The 18,044-nt window shown below is 72.7% G+C and carries 16 protein-coding genes; 11 read left to right on the forward strand and 5 right to left on the reverse strand.

Annotated features, from left to right (window positions below):
• Positions 1-20: 20 nt before the first annotated feature.
• Complete coding sequence (gene radA, locus ACGFYP_RS10755; RefSeq protein ID WP_361969987.1) at positions 21-1,424, reverse strand: DNA repair protein RadA; 1,404 nt, start codon at positions 1,422-1,424, stop codon at positions 21-23.
• Positions 1,425-1,597: 173 nt separating this feature from the next.
• Between radA and ACGFYP_RS10760 the strand changes: the two genes are divergently transcribed.
• Positions 1,598-3,328 carry a hypothetical protein gene (locus ACGFYP_RS10760; RefSeq protein ID WP_393489018.1) on the forward strand — a complete coding sequence of 577 codons (1,731 nt, stop codon included), beginning with the start codon at positions 1,598-1,600 and terminating at the stop codon, positions 3,326-3,328.
• Between the two features lie 89 nt (positions 3,329-3,417).
• Here the strand turns inward: ACGFYP_RS10760 and ACGFYP_RS10765 are convergent, their stop codons facing one another.
• Entirely contained in the window at positions 3,418-4,299 is an 882-nt protein-coding gene (locus tag ACGFYP_RS10765) for a hypothetical protein (protein ID WP_393489022.1), read from the reverse strand.
• A gap of 40 nt (positions 4,300-4,339) precedes the next feature.
• Here ACGFYP_RS10765 and ACGFYP_RS10770 point away from each other — a divergent pair, with 40 nt between their 5' ends.
• From ACGFYP_RS10770 to ilvD, 4 genes are all read left to right on the forward strand, one after another.
• On the forward strand, positions 4,340-5,272 hold the full coding sequence (locus ACGFYP_RS10770; RefSeq protein WP_361970091.1) for a Ppx/GppA phosphatase family protein: 933 nt from the start codon (positions 4,340-4,342) through the stop codon (positions 5,270-5,272).
• Between the two features lie 292 nt (positions 5,273-5,564).
• Entirely contained in the window at positions 5,565-6,398 is an 834-nt protein-coding gene (locus ACGFYP_RS10775) for a sugar phosphate isomerase/epimerase (RefSeq protein WP_361970094.1), read from the forward strand.
• Complete coding sequence (locus ACGFYP_RS10780; protein WP_393489031.1) at positions 6,395-7,006, forward strand: TetR family transcriptional regulator; 612 nt, start codon at positions 6,395-6,397, stop codon at positions 7,004-7,006. The genes ACGFYP_RS10775 and ACGFYP_RS10780 overlap by 4 nt, the downstream gene beginning before the upstream one ends.
• A 137-nt stretch (positions 7,007-7,143) precedes the next feature.
• Positions 7,144-8,997, forward strand: a complete 1,854-nt coding sequence (gene ilvD / locus ACGFYP_RS10785) for a dihydroxy-acid dehydratase (protein ID WP_393489034.1) — start codon at positions 7,144-7,146, stop codon at positions 8,995-8,997.
• A 105-nt stretch (positions 8,998-9,102) separates the two neighbouring features.
• Here the strand turns inward: ilvD and ACGFYP_RS10790 are convergent, their stop codons facing one another.
• Positions 9,103-11,259 (reverse strand): protein kinase, encoded by a 2,157-nt coding sequence (locus ACGFYP_RS10790; RefSeq protein WP_393489038.1) that lies wholly within the window; start codon positions 11,257-11,259, stop codon positions 9,103-9,105.
• A gap of 157 nt (positions 11,260-11,416) precedes the next feature.
• On the opposite strand from ACGFYP_RS10790, the gene ACGFYP_RS10795 reads away from it, so the two are divergent.
• The 5 genes from ACGFYP_RS10795 (at position 11,417) to proC (ending at position 14,880) form a co-directional block, all read left to right on the forward strand.
• Positions 11,417-11,752, forward strand: a complete 336-nt coding sequence (locus ACGFYP_RS10795) for an SH3 domain-containing protein (protein ID WP_393489043.1) — start codon at positions 11,417-11,419, stop codon at positions 11,750-11,752.
• A gap of 44 nt (positions 11,753-11,796) precedes the next feature.
• Positions 11,797-12,321 carry a hypothetical protein gene (locus tag ACGFYP_RS10800; protein WP_393489047.1) on the forward strand — a complete coding sequence of 175 codons (525 nt, stop codon included), beginning with the start codon at positions 11,797-11,799 and terminating at the stop codon, positions 12,319-12,321.
• Between the two features lie 139 nt (positions 12,322-12,460).
• On the forward strand, positions 12,461-13,252 hold the full coding sequence (locus ACGFYP_RS10805) for an ABC transporter ATP-binding protein (RefSeq protein WP_393489051.1): 792 nt from the start codon (positions 12,461-12,463) through the stop codon (positions 13,250-13,252).
• Entirely contained in the window at positions 13,249-13,986 is a 738-nt protein-coding gene (locus tag ACGFYP_RS10810) for an ABC transporter permease (protein WP_393489056.1), read from the forward strand. Before ACGFYP_RS10805 ends, ACGFYP_RS10810 begins: the two co-directional genes overlap by 4 nt.
• Before the next feature lie 84 nt (positions 13,987-14,070).
• Positions 14,071-14,880: a pyrroline-5-carboxylate reductase gene (gene proC, locus ACGFYP_RS10815; protein ID WP_361970116.1), complete on the forward strand. Its 810-nt coding sequence runs from the start codon at positions 14,071-14,073 to the stop codon at positions 14,878-14,880.
• Position 14,881: 1 nt separating this feature from the next.
• Here proC and ACGFYP_RS10820 read toward each other — a convergent pair whose 3' ends face one another.
• Complete coding sequence (locus ACGFYP_RS10820) at positions 14,882-15,472, reverse strand: cysteine hydrolase family protein (RefSeq protein WP_393489064.1); 591 nt, start codon at positions 15,470-15,472, stop codon at positions 14,882-14,884.
• 75 nt (positions 15,473-15,547) lie between these two features.
• Between ACGFYP_RS10820 and ACGFYP_RS10825 the strand changes: the two genes are divergently transcribed.
• Positions 15,548-16,537, forward strand: coding sequence for a GlxA family transcriptional regulator (locus tag ACGFYP_RS10825; protein ID WP_393489068.1), 990 nt, complete (start codon positions 15,548-15,550; stop codon positions 16,535-16,537).
• Here the strand turns inward: ACGFYP_RS10825 and trpS are convergent.
• The gene (trpS, locus tag ACGFYP_RS10830) at positions 16,504-17,502 is read right to left on the reverse strand and encodes a tryptophan--tRNA ligase (RefSeq protein ID WP_393489073.1); all 999 of its coding nucleotides are present in this window, start codon (positions 17,500-17,502) and stop codon (positions 16,504-16,506) included. The genes ACGFYP_RS10825 and trpS overlap by 34 nt on opposite strands.
• Positions 17,503-18,044: the final 542 nt, after the last annotated feature.

Consider the following 18,044-nt stretch of genomic DNA (forward strand, 5'->3'; position numbering starts at 1 on the left):
CCCCGCGCGCCCTGTCCGCGCTACCCCTGCTCGTCGCGCGGTGCGGCCACCCGCCGGCCCCGCGGCAGCACCCGCAGCGCGTCCCCCATGTCGGCCACCTCCGTGACCTTCATGCCCGCGGGGACCTTGCCGGGATCGGTCGGCACGAGGGCGTGCGTGAACCCGAGGCGGTGTGCCTCCGCGAGCCGCCGCTGCACGCCCGTCACCCGCCGGACCTCCCCCGCGAGTCCCACCTCGCCGATCGCGACGAGGTTCTTCGGCAGCGGCGTGTCGCTGGCGGCGGAGGCCAGGGCGAGCGCGATCGCGAGGTCGGCGGCGGGCTCGGAGAGCTTCACGCCGCCCACCGTCGCCGAGTAGATGTCCCGCTTGCCGAGCGCGGTGATCCGGCCGCGCTGCTCCAGGACGGCCAGCATCATCGAGACCCGGGAGGTCTCCAGGCCCGAGGTGGTCCGCCGGGGCGACGGGATCTGGGAGTCGACCGTGAGCGCCTGCACCTCGGCGACCAGCGGCCGACGGCCCTCCAGGGTGACCGTCAGGCAGGTGCCGGGCACGGCCACGTCGCGCCGGGTCAGGAAGAGGCCCGAGGGGTCGGCCAGGCCCGTGATCCCCTCGTCGTGCAGCTCGAAGCAGCCGACCTCGTCCGTCGCCCCGTACCGGTTCTTCACGCCCCGGACCAGCCGCAGGCGCGCGTGCCGGTCGCCCTCGAAGCTCAGGACGACGTCGACCAGGTGCTCCAGGAGCCGGGGACCGGCGATGGCGCCGTCCTTGGTGACGTGGCCGACGAGCAGCGTGGACATGCCCCGCTCCTTGGAGGCCCGGATCAGGGCTCCGGCGACCTCGCGCACCTGCGCCATGCCGCCCGGCGCCCCGTCGATCTCCGGGGATGCGACGGTCTGCACCGAGTCCATGATCAGCAGCGAGGGCTTGACGGCGTCGAGATGCCCGAGGACGGCGGACAGGTCGGTCTCGGCGGCCAGGTACAGGTGGTCGCTCAGCGCGTTGATCCGGTCGGCCCGCATCCGGACCTGGCTCGCGGACTCCTCACCCGTCACGTACAGCGTGCGGTGCTCGTCGCTCGCCGCCTTCGCGGCCACGTCGAGCAGCAGCGTGGACTTGCCGACGCCGGGCTCGCCCGCGAGCAGGACGACCGCGCCGGGCACCAGGCCGCCGCCCAGGACCCGGTCCAGCTCGTCCACGCCCGTGGAGCGCGCGGTGGCCTGGCGGCCGTCGACCTGGCCGATGGGGAGCGCGGCGGTGGAGACGCGGCCGGCGGCGGTGGTGCGGACGGCGGGCGCGCCGTACTCCTCGACCGTCCCCCAGGCCTGGCACTCGGGGCAACGACCGAGCCACTTGGCGGTCGTCCAACCGCATTCGGTGCAGCGGTAGGACGGCCGGTCCTTGGCGGATTTCGTACGGGCAGCCATGCGCCACACCGTAGCCGCCCTCACTGACAGCGGACGCGGAGCCGAGGGCCGGGCGGTCCCACGGCGACGGAATGCCGTGTTCCTGTCCCCTTTTGAGGGATACCTTCACCCGTACGGATTAAAAGTGTTCAAGGGGTACGAAGAGTCCGCCCTGTCCTGCCTACGGTCGCCCAGTGACGAGCAGCAGGCTGGAACCCCCCACCCACACCACCGGCGCACACCGGGCGCACCGGCGGGCGGCCGAAGGTCCCCGCACCCTCGGCCAGCACCCGCCTGCCCGCTACGAGGCGTATCTGGACGGCCTGTTCACCTACTGCCTCTCCGTGCTCTGCGACCACGACGCCGCGACCGGTGTCCTCGGTGACGTCCTCGCCGTCGCCGAGCGCCACCGCGGCCGGTGCCCGTCCGACGAGGACGGGCGCAAGGCCTGGCTCTACGCGCTCGCCCGCTGGGCCTGTCTGCGCAGCCTCGGCGAGCAGCGCGGCAAGCGGCAGGGCGCGCACACCGGCCGCCCGGTCGTTGCCGCGCCCGCGCCGCCCCGGGTCTCCGACAAGGTCGCCGAGCGCCGCCGCGCCGAACTGGCCCTCCTCGCCTGGCCGGAGGCCGCGGGCACCACCCCCGAGCAGCGCGAGGCGCTTGAACTCGCCGTCCGGCACGGCCTCGGCCACCGCGAGGTCGCCGCCGTGCTCTCCCTCGACCCGCTCTCCGCCCGCGAGCTGCTCTCGTCGGCCGCCTGCGAGGTCGAGCGCACCCGGGCCGCGCTCGCGGTCGTCGAGACCGGCAACTGCCCCACCGTCGCCCGGCTCACCGGCGACCACCAGGTGCTGCTCTCCGCGGCCCTGCGCGCCGAACTGGTCCGCCACGTCGACGACTGCCCGCGCTGCCGCAGGGCCGCCGAGCGGGCGGGCGCGAGCGGCCCGTGGCCCGGCGCGACATCGCCCACCCCGGCCCGGCTCCCGCTGGTCGAGGCGCCCAGGGCGGCCGCGTACGTGGCGATGCTGCACGTCCCACGCGCGCGTGCGGGCGCTCCCCGCTTCGGGCCCGCCGGATTCCCCCTCGACCCCAAGGACCACGCGGCCCGCCGCGACCGGATGCGGGCCCGCGCGGTGACGACCACCGTCGTGGCCGCCGTGGTCGCGGCCCCGGTCCTGGCCCTCTGGGCCTCGTACCGCAGCGGCCCCGTCACCGGCGAGGCCCGCGCCGGCGCCCCGGTCACCGCGAGCGAGGTGGACGACCCCGCGGGCCTCGAAGGCTCCCCGTACGACCGCTACGAGAACGCGGGCAATGCCCGCACCACCCCCGATCCGCGCTTCACCCAGGGCAGCAGGTCCCCGGACGTCTCGGTCGAGGTGATCAGCCCCGGTGGACCGGTGGGGCCGTCCGTGCCGGGCGAGGCGGGCCCGGGCCGGATCACGGTCACGGCCCGGGGGAACGGCGACACGACGCTGCTCACCCTCACCGCCTCCGGCGGCTCGCCCGTCTCCTGGTCGCTCTGGTCGGACGCCCCCTGGCTGTACGTGAGCCAGGCCGCGGGCACCCTGCGCCCGGGCGAGTCGGTGACGGTCCGGATCTCCGTGGACCAGGCGCGCGAACCGGCGGGCGCCTGGTCCGCCCGGGTCGGCGTCAACCCGTCGGGCGCGGTCGTACGGATCGACGGCCGCGGGGCGACCACCCCGGCGCCCCCGACGACGGAGGAGCCCCCGCCCACGACGGAGGAGCCGACCACTCCGCCGCCCACGACGGAGCCGACGACACCCCCGCCGACGGAGGAGCCGACCACGCCCCCGCCGACGACGGAGCCGACGACCCCGCCGCCCACGACGGAGCCGACCCCGTCGACGGACCCCACCCCGTCGACGGACCCGGGAACCCCGAGCGGCTCGGACTCCCCACCGGCGTCCTAGGCCTGCCCGGCGAAGGCGAATGGGGGCGGGGTAGCGGTCCGGGGCGGTGCCGGACCGGGGCGATGCCGCCTGAAGCGGTCCGGCCCCGGCTACTTCCGGGGCGGGTCCGCCGGGTGCGGTGCCACCAGCGGCAGCTGGGCGGACAGACGCGCCTCGCACAGCTCCACCAGGACGTCGTACCCCGCCTTGCCCATCAGCTCGGTCAGCTCCGGCCGGTACGTCACGTACACCGGCTCCCCGGCCCCGTGCGCCGAGGTCGCCGACGTGCACCACCAGTGCAGGTCGTGGCCGCCCGGGCCCCAGCCACGCCGGTCGTACTCGCCGATCGACACCTGCAGGATCCGGGTGTCGTCGGGCCGGTCGATCCAGTCGTACGTCCGGCGCACCGGCAGCTGCCAGCAGACGTCCGGCTTGGTCTCCAGCGGCTCCTTGCCCTCCTTGAGGGCGAGGATGTGCAGCGAGCAGCCGGCGCCGCCCGCGAACCCGGGGCGGTTCTGGAAGATGCAGGAACCCTTCCAGCGGCGGGTCTGCCGGTCGCCGTCGTCGTCGAGCTGCGTCCAGCCCGTCTCCGTGCCGACGTCGTGGAACTGCCACAGCTCCGGCGTGAGCCGGTCCACGTACGAGGCGACCCGCTGCTCGTCCTCCTCGTCGGAGAAGTGCGCGCCGAGCGTGCAGCAGCCGTCGTCGGCGCGGCCCGCCTGGATGCCCTGGCAGCCGCTGCCGAAGACACACGTCCAGCGCGAGGTCAGCCAGGTCAGGTCGCAGCGGAAGACCTGTTCGTCGTCGGCCGGGTCGGGAAATTCGACCCAGGCGCGCGGAAAGTCCAGCCCCTTCTCGTCCGGCTCGATGTCCGCTCCGGACGCCTTGCCCTGCTTGGTGGAGGTCTTGAGGGCCTTGGGGGGCTTGGGGACTTTCGTGGCGCTGTCGCTGCCACTGTCTTTGCCCGGCTTCGCCTTTTTCGTCTTTGGCACACGCCAAGCGTATGCGCGCGGGCGCAGTAGCGTTCCGTCCATGAGACTCGGAGTCCTCGACGTCGGTTCGAACACAGTGCATCTGCTGGTGGTGGACGCCCACCCCGGCGCCCGCCCGCTGCCCGCCCACTCCCACAAGGCGGAGCTGCGCCTGGCGGAGCTCCTCGACGCGGGAGGTGCCATCGCCCCCGACGGGGTGGAGCGGCTCATCGCGACCGTCAGGGACGCCCTGGACGCCGCCGAGGACAAGGGCTGCGAGGAGGTCCTGCCGTTCGCCACGTCGGCGGTCCGCGAGGCGACGAACGCCGACGCCGTCCTGACCCGGGTACGGGAGGAGACCGGCGTCGACCTCCAGGTCCTCACCGGCGAGGAGGAGGCGCGGCTCACCTTCCTGGCCGCCCGCCGCTGGTTCGGCTGGTCCGCGGGCAAGCTGCTCCTGCTCGACATCGGCGGCGGATCCCTGGAGATCGCGTACGGCATCGACGAGGAGCCGGACACGGCGGTCTCGCTGCCGCTCGGCGCGGGACGGCTGACCTCCGGCTGGCTGCCGGGCGACCCGGCCGACGCGGCCGACGTACGGGCGCTGCGTCGTCATGTACGCGCCCAGATCGCCCGTACGGTCGGCGAGTTCAGCCGCTTCGGAAAGCCCGACCACGTCGTGGCCACGTCCAAGACCTTCAAGCAGCTCGCGCGCATCGCCGGCGCCCCCGGCTCGGGCGAGGGGCTCTACGTCGAGCGCCACCTGCCCCGCAGGGCCCTGGAGGAGTGGGTCCCCAAGCTCACCGTCATGACCGTCGACCAGCGCGCGGGCCTGCCGGGCGTCTCCGAGGGCCGCGCCCCCCAGCTGCTCGCGGGCGCGCTCGTCGCCGAGGCGGCGATGGACCTCTTCGGCGTCGACGAGCTGGAGATCTGCCCCTGGGCCCTGCGCGAGGGCGTGATCCTGCGCCGCCTGGACCACCTGCCGGAGGAGTAGCGGCACGATTGCTGCGCCACGCGCGCGTGGAGGGCGGTCGGTCCCACGCGCGCGTGGAGCGCAGTCCGGCCCACGCGCGCGTGCGCCGTCCGGCCCACGCGCGCGTGGAGGGCTGTCGGTACTCACGCGCGCGTGGCGGGCATGGGCCGTCGTGCCCCACGCGCGCGTGCCGCGACACACGCCCTACCCCTTCCACGCGCGCGTGCCCCGAGCCCCCAAGGGCGCCCCGCGCCCCCCGGGGGTGACCGGAACCACCTCCCCGGCCCCCGCCCCGCCCCGTACCCTGTCCTTCGTGGCAGAACCAGTCGTGCGCATCCCGGATGCGAAGGTCGCGCTGTCGACGGCCTCGGTCTATCCGGAGTCGACGGCGACGGCCTTCGAGATCGCCGCGCGCCTCGGCTACGACGGCGTCGAGATCATGGTGTGGACCGATCCGGTCAGCCAGGACATCGAGGCCCTGCGCCGGCTCTCGGACTACCACCAGGTCCCGATCCTTGCCGTCCACGCGCCCTGTCTGCTGATCACCCAGCGCGTCTGGTCCACCGATCCCTGGGTCAAGCTCCAGCGCGCCCAGGCGGCCGCCGAGCGGCTCGGCGCCTCCACGGTGGTCGTCCACCCGCCGTTCCGCTGGCAGCGCCAGTACTCCCGCGACTTCGTCACCGGGATCTGGCGGATGGCCGACGAGACGGACGTACGGTTCGCCGTCGAGAACATGTACCCCTGGCGGTACAAGGACCGCGAGATGCTCGCGTACGCCCCCGAGTGGGACGTCACCAAGGACGACTACCGCCACTTCACGATCGACCTCTCGCACACCGCGACCGCCCGCACGGACGCCCTCGCCATGATCGACCGCATGGGCGACCGCCTCGGCCACGTCCACCTCGCCGACGGCAAGGGCTCGGCCAAGGACGAGCACCTCGTGCCCGGCCGCGGCAACCAGCCCTGCGCGGAGCTCCTGGAGCGCCTCGCGCTCACCGGCTTCGACGGCCACGTGGTCATCGAGGTCAACACCCGGCGCGCGATGTCGGCGGCCGAACGCGAGGCGGACCTCGCGGAGGCCCTCGCCTTCACCCGGCTCCACCTGGCCTCCGCCGCCCGCCGCTCCGGAGTGCCCCGCTCATGACAGAACCGGCCCCGCGCCGCCGCGGCCGTCCCTCCCGTACGGAGGAGGAGAGCGGGCCCGGCGCCCGCGAGCGCATCCTGGAGGCCGCCCGCGCGCAGTTCGCCGAGCGCGGCTACGACAAGACCTCCGTGCGCGGCATCGCCAAGGCGGCCGGCGTGGACCCGGCGCTCGTCCACCACTACTTCGGTACGAAGGACGAGGTCTTCGCCGCCTCGATCGAGGTCTCCTTCGAACCGGCCCTCGTCCTCCCCGCCATCCTCGGCGGCCCCCGCGACGGGATCGGCGAGCGCCTCGCCCGCTACTTCATCGGCGTCTGGGAGAACCCGGTCAGCCGCGCACCGCTCCTCGCGATCGTCCGTTCCGCGCTGACCCACGAGGCGGCGGCGAAGGTGCTGCGCGGCTTCGTCCTGCGCCGGCTCCTGGAGCGGATCGCCGCCGAGCTCGACGTACCGGACCCGAAGTTCCGCGCGGAGCTCGCCGCCTCGCACATGATCGGGATCGCGATCCTGCGGTACGTCATCAAGGTCGAGCCGATGGCCTCCGCCGACCCGGAGGAGATCGTGGCCCACGTGGCCCCGACGCTCCAGCGCTACCTCACGGAAGCCTGACCCGAACGGCGGATCCCTGACCGAAGGCTGAACAGCACGTCCGGCATGCGGACACGCCGTCCAGATCTTGGGCGTCCGGCGTACGCTCGAAGCAAGCACACCCATCACCACTGAGCATCACTGAGGAGCGAGCGACGATGCCCGAGCTGAGGTCCCGCACAGTCACCCACGGCCGCAACATGGCGGGCGCACGCGCCCTTATGCGCGCCTCCGGTGTACCCGGCGCGGACATCGGCCGGAAGCCGATCATCGCCGTCGCCAACTCCTTCACCGAGTTCGTCCCCGGCCACACCCACCTCCAGCCGGTCGGCCGGATCGTCTCCGAGGCCATCACGGCCGCCGGGGCCATCCCGCGCGAGTTCAACACGATCGCCGTCGACGACGGCATCGCGATGGGCCACGGCGGCATGCTGTACTCCCTGCCCTCCCGCGACCTGATCGCGGACAGCGTGGAGTACATGGTCGAGGCGCACTGCGCCGACGCCCTGATCTGCATCTCCAACTGCGACAAGATCACCCCCGGCATGCTGAACGCGGCCCTGCGCCTCAACATCCCGACGGTCTTCGTCTCCGGCGGCCCGATGGAGTCCGGCAAGGCCACGCTGGTCGACGGCACGGTCCGTACGCTCGACCTGGTCGACGCGATCTCCGACGCCGTGAACGACAAGATCTCGGACGAGGACATCCTCCGTATCGAGGAGAACGCCTGCCCGACCTGCGGGTCCTGTTCCGGCATGTTCACCGCCAACTCGATGAACTGCCTGACCGAGGCCATCGGCCTCTCCCTCCCCGGCAACGGCTCGGTCCTCGCCACCCACACGGCCCGCAAGGCGCTGTACGAGAACGCGGCCCGTACGGTCGTCGACATCACGCGGCGCTACTACGACGAGGACGACGACTCCGTCCTGCCGCGTTCGATCGCGACCCGCGCGGCCTTCGAGAACGCCATGGCCCTGGACATCGCCATGGGCGGCTCGACCAACACGATCCTGCACCTGCTCGCCGCCGCCCAGGAGGCCGAGCTGGACTACGGCCTGTCCGACATGGACGCGGTCTCGCGCCGGGTGCCCTGCCTGGCCAAGGTCGCCCCGAACGTGGCGCCCGGCGGCACGTACTACATGGAGGACGTCCACCGCGCCGGTGGCATCCCGGCCATCCTCGGCGAGCTGTACCGCGCCGGGCTGCTGAACGAGGACGTCCACACCGTCCACTCCCGCTCCATCAAGGAGTGGCTGGAGACCTGGGACGTGCGCGGCGGCTCCCCGTCCGAGGAGGCCGTCGAGCTGTGGCACGCGGCCCCCGGCTGCGTCCGCTCGGCGACCGCCTTCTCGCAGTCCGAGCGCTGGGAGACCCTGGACACGGACGCGGCCGGCGGCTGCATCCGGGACGCGGCCCACGCGTACTCCAAGGACGGCGGCCTCGCGGTCCTGCGCGGCAACCTGGCCGTCGACGGCTGTGTCGTGAAGACGGCCGGCGTGGACGAGTCGATCTGGACCTTCGAGGGCCCGGCCGTCGTCTGCGAGTCGCAGGACGAGGCCGTCGAGAAGATCCTGAACAAGCAGGTCAAGGACGGCGACGTGGTCGTCATCCGCTACGAGGGCCCGCGCGGCGGCCCGGGCATGCAGGAGATGCTCTACCCGACCTCCTTCCTCAAGGGCCGGGGCCTGGGCAAGACCTGCGCGCTGGTGACGGACGGCCGCTTCTCGGGCGGTACGTCGGGTCTCTCGATCGGTCACGCCTCGCCGGAGGCGGCGTCGGGCGGCACGATCGCCCTGGTCGAGGACGGTGACCGGATCCGTATCGACATCCCGAGCCGCGGGATCGAGCTGCTCGTCGACGACGCGACGCTGGCGGCCCGCCGCGAGGCGCTGGGCGGGGTCTACGCCCCGAAGAACCGTGAGCGCAAGGTCTCGGCCGCGCTGCGGGCGTACGCGGCGATGGCGACGAGCGCCGACAAGGGCGCGGTGCGGGACGTGTCGAAGCTCGGCTGACGCGCCGGACCGGCTGACGGGGACAAGGAGCGCGGGGAGAGGCCGAAAGGCCACTCCCCGCGCTCTTCCTTGTCCGAGGTGACGGGCTTGTCCGAGGTGACGGGCTCACCACCCCGCCGGATCCCGCCCGTCCACCGCGAACACGGACCCGTCAGGCGCGGTCCCGAACACCTTGTCGCCGACGGCGACGGGCGCGGGCACGGTCGTCGCGTACCCGAGCCGCCCGTCCCGCAGCCGGGGCCCGGTCTGCCCGAGCAGCGCCCCGCGCCCGGTGTCGACGGCGAGCAACCGCCCGTCGGCCACGGAGAAGTACAGCCGCCCATCGGGCCCGAGGACGGGCGCGGACACGTTCCCCGCCGCCGTCTCCAGCTCCCAGAGGACCCGCCCGGCGGGCGCGGCGGCGGTGTCGAGGGCGGTGAGGCGGCCGGCGGTGTCGAGGAGATAGGCGGTGTCGCCGCGTACGACGATCCTCGGATCGTCCATCGGGTACGGCAGCGGGACACGGCGTACGGATCCGTCGGCCGGGTCGTGGCGGACGAGGGCGTCGGTCTGGCTGTCGGCGTTCGACGAGCGCAGGAACACGACACCCCTCGGACCCCAGCCCACGGGGACGAGATCGCCCGCGAGCCGCTGCCGCCGGACGACCTCGCCCGTCTCGGGGCGCAGGGCTCCGAGCGAGGTACGGGTGGCGCCACCCGTGGTCTCGAAGACGGGCACGAGACCCGAGGCCTCGTCGTACGGGCCGAAGCGGGGCGCGGTGAAGCCGTCCAGGGCGTGGCGCCAGAGCTGCTTGCCCGTGGCCCCGTCGACGGCCCTGACGGCCGAGGTGGAGGTCGGGTAGAGGAGCGTCTTCCCGGCCGGGTTGGCGCCTTCCTGGCGGGCGGCGGCGCCGGTGTCCCAGACCGGCGTACCCCGGTCGGCGGTGAACGCCCGCAGGGTCCCGTCCTCCGCGACGGCGCCGAGCAGGCCGCCGAAGGGCACGGGGGCCGAGAGCTGTTCGCCGGCCGCCCGGGGCGGCGCCGGGCGGGACCAGAGCACGCGGCCGGTGGCGGGGTCGAGCCGGGCGAGCGCGACGCCCCGGGCGGAGCAGTGGAGGGCGTCGGCCGTGGAGACGCAGGCCGGGGTGGCCGGCTCGCCGTCCTTCCCCAGCACGGTCTCCCAGCCCTCGAACGACGCCGCCGCGTCGGCGGCGCGGTGCGCCCGGGGTGCGGTGGTGTCACCCGCGCGCAGGGCCACGAACGTGCCGCCCGCGGCGAGGACGGCGAGCGCGGCGGCGACCACGACCGACGGCCGGAGCAGCCGCCGCCTGGCGCGCGGCGCCGGGGCCCGTACGGGTGTGTCCGCGTCCCACGACGCCGAAGCGGCCGACGCGTCCGGGAGCGGGTCGGGCAGCGTGAGCGGCCGCCGCTGGGCGGGTATGAACGCCGCCGCCTCGTACGACGGCGGCTGCAGCGCCGCCATGATCTCGGCCGGAGTCGGACGCTCCGCCGCCTCCTTGGCCAGACAGCGCGCGACGAGCGGAGCCAGCGCCTCCGGAACCCCCGTCAGATCCGGCTCGTCGTGCACCACCTGGTACGCGACGATGTACGGGCTGTCGGAGTCGAACGGCCCGTGCCCGGTGGCCGCGTGCACCAGGACGGCGCCGAGCGCGAACACGTCCGCCGCGGGCCCGACTTCACGGGGCCGCTGGAACTGCTCGGGTGCCATGAACGGCGGCGAGCCGATCAACTTCCCCGTCTCCGTGTGCAGATCGCTGTCGACCGGCCGGGAGATGCCGAAGTCGATGACCTTCGGTCCGGTGTCGGTCAGCAGCACGTTGCTCGGCTTGAGGTCGCGGTGTACGACACCGGCCCGGTGGATGTCGCGGAGCGCCTCGGCCAGTCCGGCCGTCAGCCGGCGCAACTCGGCGGGGGAGAGGGGCCCGTTCCGCTTCACCTGGTCGGCGAGCGTGGGTCCCGGTACGTAGAGGGTGGCCATCCAGGGGCGTACGGCGTCGGGGTCGGCGTCCACGACGGGCGCGGTGAAGGCGCCGCTCACCCGCCGCGCGGCGGCCACCTCCTGGCGGAAACGCGCCCTGAACTCGGGGTCCTCCGCGTACTGTCCGTGCACGACCTTGACCGCGAGCCGTAGCCCGGAGGCGGAGGTGGCCAGGTGCACCTCGCCCATGCCGCCCGCGCCGAGGCAGGCCTGGAGACGGTATTCACCGGCGTACTCGGGCTCTTCCGCTTCCCGGTCGGCACCGGTCCTGCGCAACGGCGGCATCGCCCACCCCCGTGTGGTTCCGCGTCGACGTTCGCGCGCGTGCGCGACGCACGGAGCCTAGTCGATGGCACACGTGATGGCGGTGGGGCTTGCTAGCCTGCGCGTCGCGGAGAGTGAAAGCCAGCGGAGCGCTTTCGCGCCAACGGGGGAGAACGAGATGGGCATGGACAAGACGTCGGTCGAGACGGCCGCCGGGACGGAGCAGGCGGGGGCATCCGCGCTGGAGGGCGTGTCCACGATGGGCGCGGTGCGCTACCCCGTCGCCCCGGGCTACCGCGTGAACGTGCGCTCGGGCCCGGGCACGCAGTACCGCATCGTGCGGACCCTCGCCCTGGACGTCCGGGTGCCGATCCTCTGCCAGACGACGGGCGAGCGCGTCACCGGCCCGTACGGCACGACGAACATCTGGGACAACATCGCGTCCGGCGAGTTCATCTCGGACGCGTACGTGAAGACGGGGAGCGACGGCTTCGTCGCCAAGCGCTGCGGCTGACGCCTTCCGTCCCTGATCTTGGGGATACGGGGATAATCGACCTCGTGAGCGACGAAGACCAGACCGCCAAGCCCAGCAGCAGCACCGCCGGCGCGCCCGCCGGTCCGCAGCCCGAGGAGATCCGCTTCTTCGGGACGACGTGGGTGGAGCACGACGGGCGGTACGGGCTGCGCCGCGCCGGCGTCGCCCTCGGGGCGCTCGCCGCCGCGGCGGCGGGCTGCTTCGTGCTGCGCTTCGCCTACCAGGGCCTGGAGATCGCCGAGGTCGGCGGCTTCGTGAACATGCTCGTGGTGCTGATGTTCGCCATCTGCAGCGCCATCGCCTTCCGCAAGACCTGGGAGGGCTTCGTCCGCCGCCCGGCCGACCCGGCCCGTGAGGACTCGCTGCGCAGCCTCAAGATGATCGGTTTCATCGGCTCCCTCCTCGCCTACTTCTTCCGCTGCTTCGTCGAGGCGCCGGGCGAGAAGCTGCGCCGCGCCGAGTACGAGACGGCCCGCAGCCAGTACGAGAAGCGCCGCGGCGCCCGCACGGGCAACCCGGCAGCCCGCAAAAAGCCCAAGCGCAAGTAGCAGGGCCGCCCCAGCCCCCAGCACCACTCCCCAGAGCCCCGGCCGCACATCGGCCGGGGCTCTGGCGCGTGACGCCCCCGATCGCTCGACGCCCCCGATCGCTTGACGCCCCCGATTCCCCAGGAGCATTATTCAACGCATGATGAATTACTCGGAAGGGGGCCCCGCCCCAGCGATCTCCGCGCACGACCTCACCGTCGTACGAGGCGACCGCACCGTCCTGCGCGGCCTCGACTTCACCGTCCCGCCGGGCCGGATCACCGGCCTCCTCGGCCCCTCCGGCTGCGGCAAATCCACCCTCATGCGCGCGATCGTCGGCACCCAGGCGAACGTCACCGGGACCCTCGACGTCCTCGGCCGCCCGGCCGGTGACGCCTCCCTGCGCTCCCGCATCGGTTACGTCACCCAGGCGCCGTCCGTCTACGACGACCTCACCGTGCGCCAGAACCTCGACTACTTCGCCGCCGTCCTCCTCCCCGGCCGCGCCCACCGCGAAGAGCGCCGCGCCACCGTCGCCCGCGCCATCGACGACGTCGACCTCGCCTCGCACGCCGACGCCCTCGCGGGCCGGCTCTCCGGCGGCCAGCGCAGCCGCGTCTCCCTCGCCGTCGCCCTCCTCGGCTCCCCCGAGCTCCTCGTCCTCGACGAACCCACCGTCGGACTCGACCCCGTCCTCCGCCGCGACCTGTGGAACCTCTTCCACCGCATCGCGGAGCGGGGCACCGCGATCCTCGTCTCCTCCCACGTCATGGACGAGGCCGAACGCTGCCACCGGCTCCTCCTCATGCGCGAAGGCGAGATCCTCGCCGAGGACACCCCTGAAGCCCTGCGGCGCCGCAACGACACCGCCACCGTCGAAGAGGCCTTCCTCCACCTCGTCGACTCCGCCGACGCCCGTGAAGCCGTACGCCTCCAGGAGCCCCAGCGATGAGCACCGCACGCACCCTCGCCACCGCCGCCCGCGTCCTGCGGCAACTGCGTCACGACCCGCGCTCGATCGCGCTGATGATCCTCGTGCCGTGCCTGATGCTCTTCCTGCTCCGGTACGTCTTCGACGGCAGCCCGCGCACCTTCGACAACATCGGCGCCTCGCTGCTCGGCATCTTCCCGCTGATCACGATGTTCCTCGTGACCTCGATCGCCACCCTGCGCGAACGCACCTCCGGCACCCTGGAACGCCTGCTCGCCATGCCCCTGGGCAAGGGCGACCTCATCGCCGGTTACGCCCTCGCGTTCGGGCTCCTCGCCATCGTCCAGTCCGCCCTAGCCACCGGCCTCGCCCTCGGCCTCCTCGGACTCGACGTCGTCGGCTCGCCCTGGCTACTCCTCCTCGTCGCCCTCCTCGACGCCCTGCTCGGCACCGCGCTCGGCCTCTTCGTCTCGGCCTTCGCCGCCTCGGAGTTCCAGGCCGTCCAGTTCATGCCGGCCGTGATCTTCCCCCAGCTGCTGCTCTGCGGCCTCTTCATCGCCCGCGACCAGATGCAGCCCGTCCTCGAAGGAATCTCCAACGTGCTGCCCATGTCGTACGCCGTCGACGGCATGAACGAGGTCCTCCGCAACCCCGACATCACCGGCGACTTCATCCGCGACGCCCTCGTCGTCGCCGGCTGCGCCCTGCTGGTCCTCGCCCTCGGCGCGGCCACCCTCCGCCGCCGCACGGCCTGACCGCCCCTCGGACACCCGCACCGCGCGCACCCGCGCGGTGCGAGGATGGCGACACGTATTCCTTCCGGCGAGGTGAACAGAGCCATGACCCAGACCGTCGCAGTCCTCGGCACCGGCAAGATCGGTGAAGCGCTCCTCAGCGGCATGATCCGGGCCGGCTGGCGCCCCGCCAACCTCCTGGTCACCGCCCGCCGCACCGAACGCGCCGAGGAGCTCCGCGCCCGCTACGGCGTCGAGACCGTCACCAACGCCGAGGCCGCCAAGCGCGCCGACACCCTCATCCTCGCCGTGAAGCCCCAGGACATGGGCCGTCTCCTCGACGAACTCGCCCCCCACGTCACCGCCGACCGCCTCGTCATCAGCGCCGCCGCCGGCATCCCCACCTCCTTCATCGAGGAACGCCTCACCACCGGCACCCCCGTCGTCCGCGTCATGCCCAACACCCCCGTCCTCGTAGACGAGGGCATGTCCGTGATCTCCGGCGGTAGCCACGCCACCTCCGCCCACCTCGTCCACGCGGAGGAGATCTTCGGCGGCGTGGGCAAGACGCTCCGCGTCCCCGAGTCCCAGCAGGACGCCGCCACCGCCCTCTCCGGCTCCGGCCCGGCGTACTTCTACTTCCTCGTCGAGGCCATGACCGACGCCGGCATCCTCCTCGGCCTGCCCCGCGCCCAGGCCCACGACCTGATCGTCCAGGCCGCCATCGGCGCCGCCGTGATGCTCCGCGACAGCGGCGAGCACCCGGTCAAGCTCCGCGAGGCCGTCACCTCCCCGGCCGGCACCACCATCAGCGCCATCCGCGAACTGGAGAACCACGGCGTACGGGCCGCCCTCATCGCCGCCCTGGAAGCCGCCCGCGACCGCAGCCGCGAGCTCGCCTCCGGCAACGGCTGACCTACGCGCCCGAGGCCCCCTTCAGCACTTCCTCCGTCGTGACGACCCGGGCGAACCCTCCCCCGTGCAGGGACACCGCCGTCGCCCGGGTCAGCTCCTCCGCCGTCGCCGCCCACCCGAACGGCCCCTCCAGGTCGAAGGTGTGCATCGCGTCCAGCGGGAACACCACCTCGTAACCGAGGTTCCCGCCCATCCGCGCCGTCGTCTCGTTGCACATGTTCGTCTGGATCCCGACGACCACGATCTGCGCGATCCCCTCCCCGCTCAGCCACAGGTCCAGCGACGGCTCCCCGTAGAACGCCGAGTTCACGCTCTTCGTCACCAGCAGCTCAGGCCCGTCCCCCTTCCCCCTCCGCTCCTCGACGAAGTCCTTGAAGTCGTTCCCCACGTGCCCGATCCGCAGCGGTGACCGCGACCCGGCCGGCGAATCGTGCCGTACGAACACGACCGGCCGCCCCGTCCCCTGCCACAGGTCGATCAGTGCCGCGATGTTCTCCTCGGCACCCGGGTTGTTCCGCTTCCCCCAGAACTCCTCCTCGAAGCCCTTCTGTACGTCGACGACAACCAGCGCTGCGTTCTCCGCGATCTCCATGGACTCGATGCTGCCGCCACCGGCCCCCACCTCCCAGAGGGGGGAAAGTCAGCGATCGATGGTTTACTGCCACCCATGCAGTGCATCGCCCTGATGGCCTTCCCCGGCATCCGCGCCTTCGACGTCTCCGTCGTCACCGAGGTCTGGGGCACCGACCGCCGCCTGCGCGGCGTCCCTCCTTTCGAACTCCGCCGCGTCGCCGTAGACCCCGCCACCCCTGTCCCCCTCCGTGGCGGCCTCACCCTCACCCCCGATCGCCCCCTCGACTGGCTCGACGGACTCACCCCCACCGACCTCGTCCTCGTCCCGGGCATCGAGAACCCCGACACCGACACACCCGCCCCCGTGCTCGAAGCCCTCCGCCAGGCCCACGCCGCCGGAATCCCCGTCGCCTCCCTCTGCGCCGGCGCCTTCGTCCTGGCTCAGGCGGGACTCCTCGACGGCCGCCGCGCGGTCACCCACTGGCACCTCGCCCCGGCCCTCGCCACCCGCCACCCCCAGGTCACCGTCGAGGCCGACGCCCTCTTCGTCGAGGACTCCGGCATCTGGACCTCGGCAGGCACCGCCGCCGGCATCGACCTCTGTCTCCACCTCGTCCGCACGGCCCACGGCGCCGAAGCCGCCGCGTCGATCGCCCGCTCGATGGTCACCGCCCCCTTCCGCACGGGCACCCAGGCCCAGTTCATCGAGCACCCCACACCTCGAGCCGACCGCGACGCCGACACCCTCGCCGCCGTCCGCTCCTACGCCCTCGCCCACCTGGACGAACCCCACACCGTCGCCAGCCTGGCCACCCGCGCCGGTATGTCCTCCCGCACCTTCGCCCGCCACTTCCAGGCGACCACCGGCACCACCCCTCTCCACTGGCTCATCACCCAACGCGTCGCCGCCGCCCAGAAACTCCTCGAACTCACCGACCACCCCCTCCCCGAGGTCGCCCGCCGCGCGGGCTTCGGCAGCGAGGTCACGATGCGCCAGCACTTCGCCTCGCACCTCGCCACCAGCCCGCGCGACTACCGCCACGCCTTCCGTCACACGGCAGGCATCAACCCGATCGCCCGATAGGCCCGGTCCACCAACGGCCGCGCCATCCCCCGGGCCCGCTCGGCGCCGTCCCGCAGCACCTGGTCCACATATCCCGGATCGGCCGCCAACTCCGCGTGCCGCTCCCGCACCGGCCGCACCATCTCGACCACCGCGTCCGCTGTATCTCGTTTCAAGGATCCGTACGACTCATATACACCGGCCAGGGCTTCCGGGTTCCCACCCGTCGAGGCCGCCAGCAGATCGAGCAGATTCGCGACCCCGGGCCGACCCTCCCGGTCGTAGGCCACATCCCGCCCGCTGTCGGTCACGGCCCGCATGATCTTCCGCCGCACGGTCTCCTCGTCGTCCAGGAGATAGACGAACCCCGCCGCGTTCTCGTGCGACTTCCCCATCTTCGAACGCGGATCCTGGAGGTCCATCACCCGAGCCGCCACCTCGGGATGCGTCGCCTTCGGCACCGTGAACACATGCCCGTACCGCTGGTTGAACCGCACCGCCAGATCCCGGGTGAGCTCCACATGCTGCGTCTGGTCCTCACCCACCGGCACCTCATCGGTCCCGTAGGCCAGGATGTCCGCCGCCATCAGCACCGGGTACGTCAGCAACGACAGCCGCACCCCCTGCCCGGCCGCCACCGCCCGCGCGCCCTTCTCCTTGTACTGGATCATCCGCCGCAGCTCGCCGTCCGTAGCCGTGCACTCCAGCAGATACGAGAGCCGCGCGTGCTCGTCCACATGACTCTGGACGAAGAGGGTGCACAGCTTCGGATCGAGCCCCGCGGCCAGCATCAGCGTGGCCGCCTGCCGGCTCAGCCGCAGCACCCGCGCCGGGTCGTGCTCGACGGTCAGCGCGTGCAGATCCACGACGCTGAACAACGAGTCCGACGCGTGCTGGTCCACCTCGACCCACCTCCGCACGGCCCCGAGGTAGTTGCCCAGGGTCAGATGCCCGGTCGGCTTGATCCCGCTGAAGATCCGCTTCACTGCGTTCGTTCTCCCTCTCCATGTGCGCCGACCCGTCGGCCGCACTCCCGGAGGGGGATACGCGAACGGCCGCCGAGTCGGCGGCCGCTGAGTGCATGCGTCAGATGGGGCCGCCGGTCAGGCGGCCCACCACTGAGTGGTGTGCGCATGCGTGGTCATACGGAGGAGGGTACGCCTGAGGACGGGGGTTGACATGGGATTCCCCGATACGTAGTGTTCTCCGAGTTGTCCGACGTGAGCACCGGCCCCGGCCGGCCCCGGACAACCATTCCGCAAGATCCTCAGAAGCTGACGGCGCTTCGTCGCGCCGTCGTGCTTTCCGTGCGTTTTTGCGAAATGAGGAATCCGCGTTCGAAGGTTTGAGCGCGAGCCGCCCGATTAGCGTCGGGGGCAAGGAATCCGCTAAAGTCTCACTCGTCGGAACGGCCCAACAGCCGCGAAGACAGCCCCCGCTGACTGGGAATCAGGCCCGAAAGGATCTGATAGAGTCGGAAACGCAGGAAGGCCGAAACGGGAAACCGAAGAAGCCGGAAAGCACCGAG

It is taken from the genome of Streptomyces sp. NPDC048370 (genome assembly GCF_043200825.1).
In the GTDB taxonomy this organism is placed as follows: domain Bacteria; phylum Actinomycetota; class Actinomycetes; order Streptomycetales; family Streptomycetaceae; genus Streptomyces.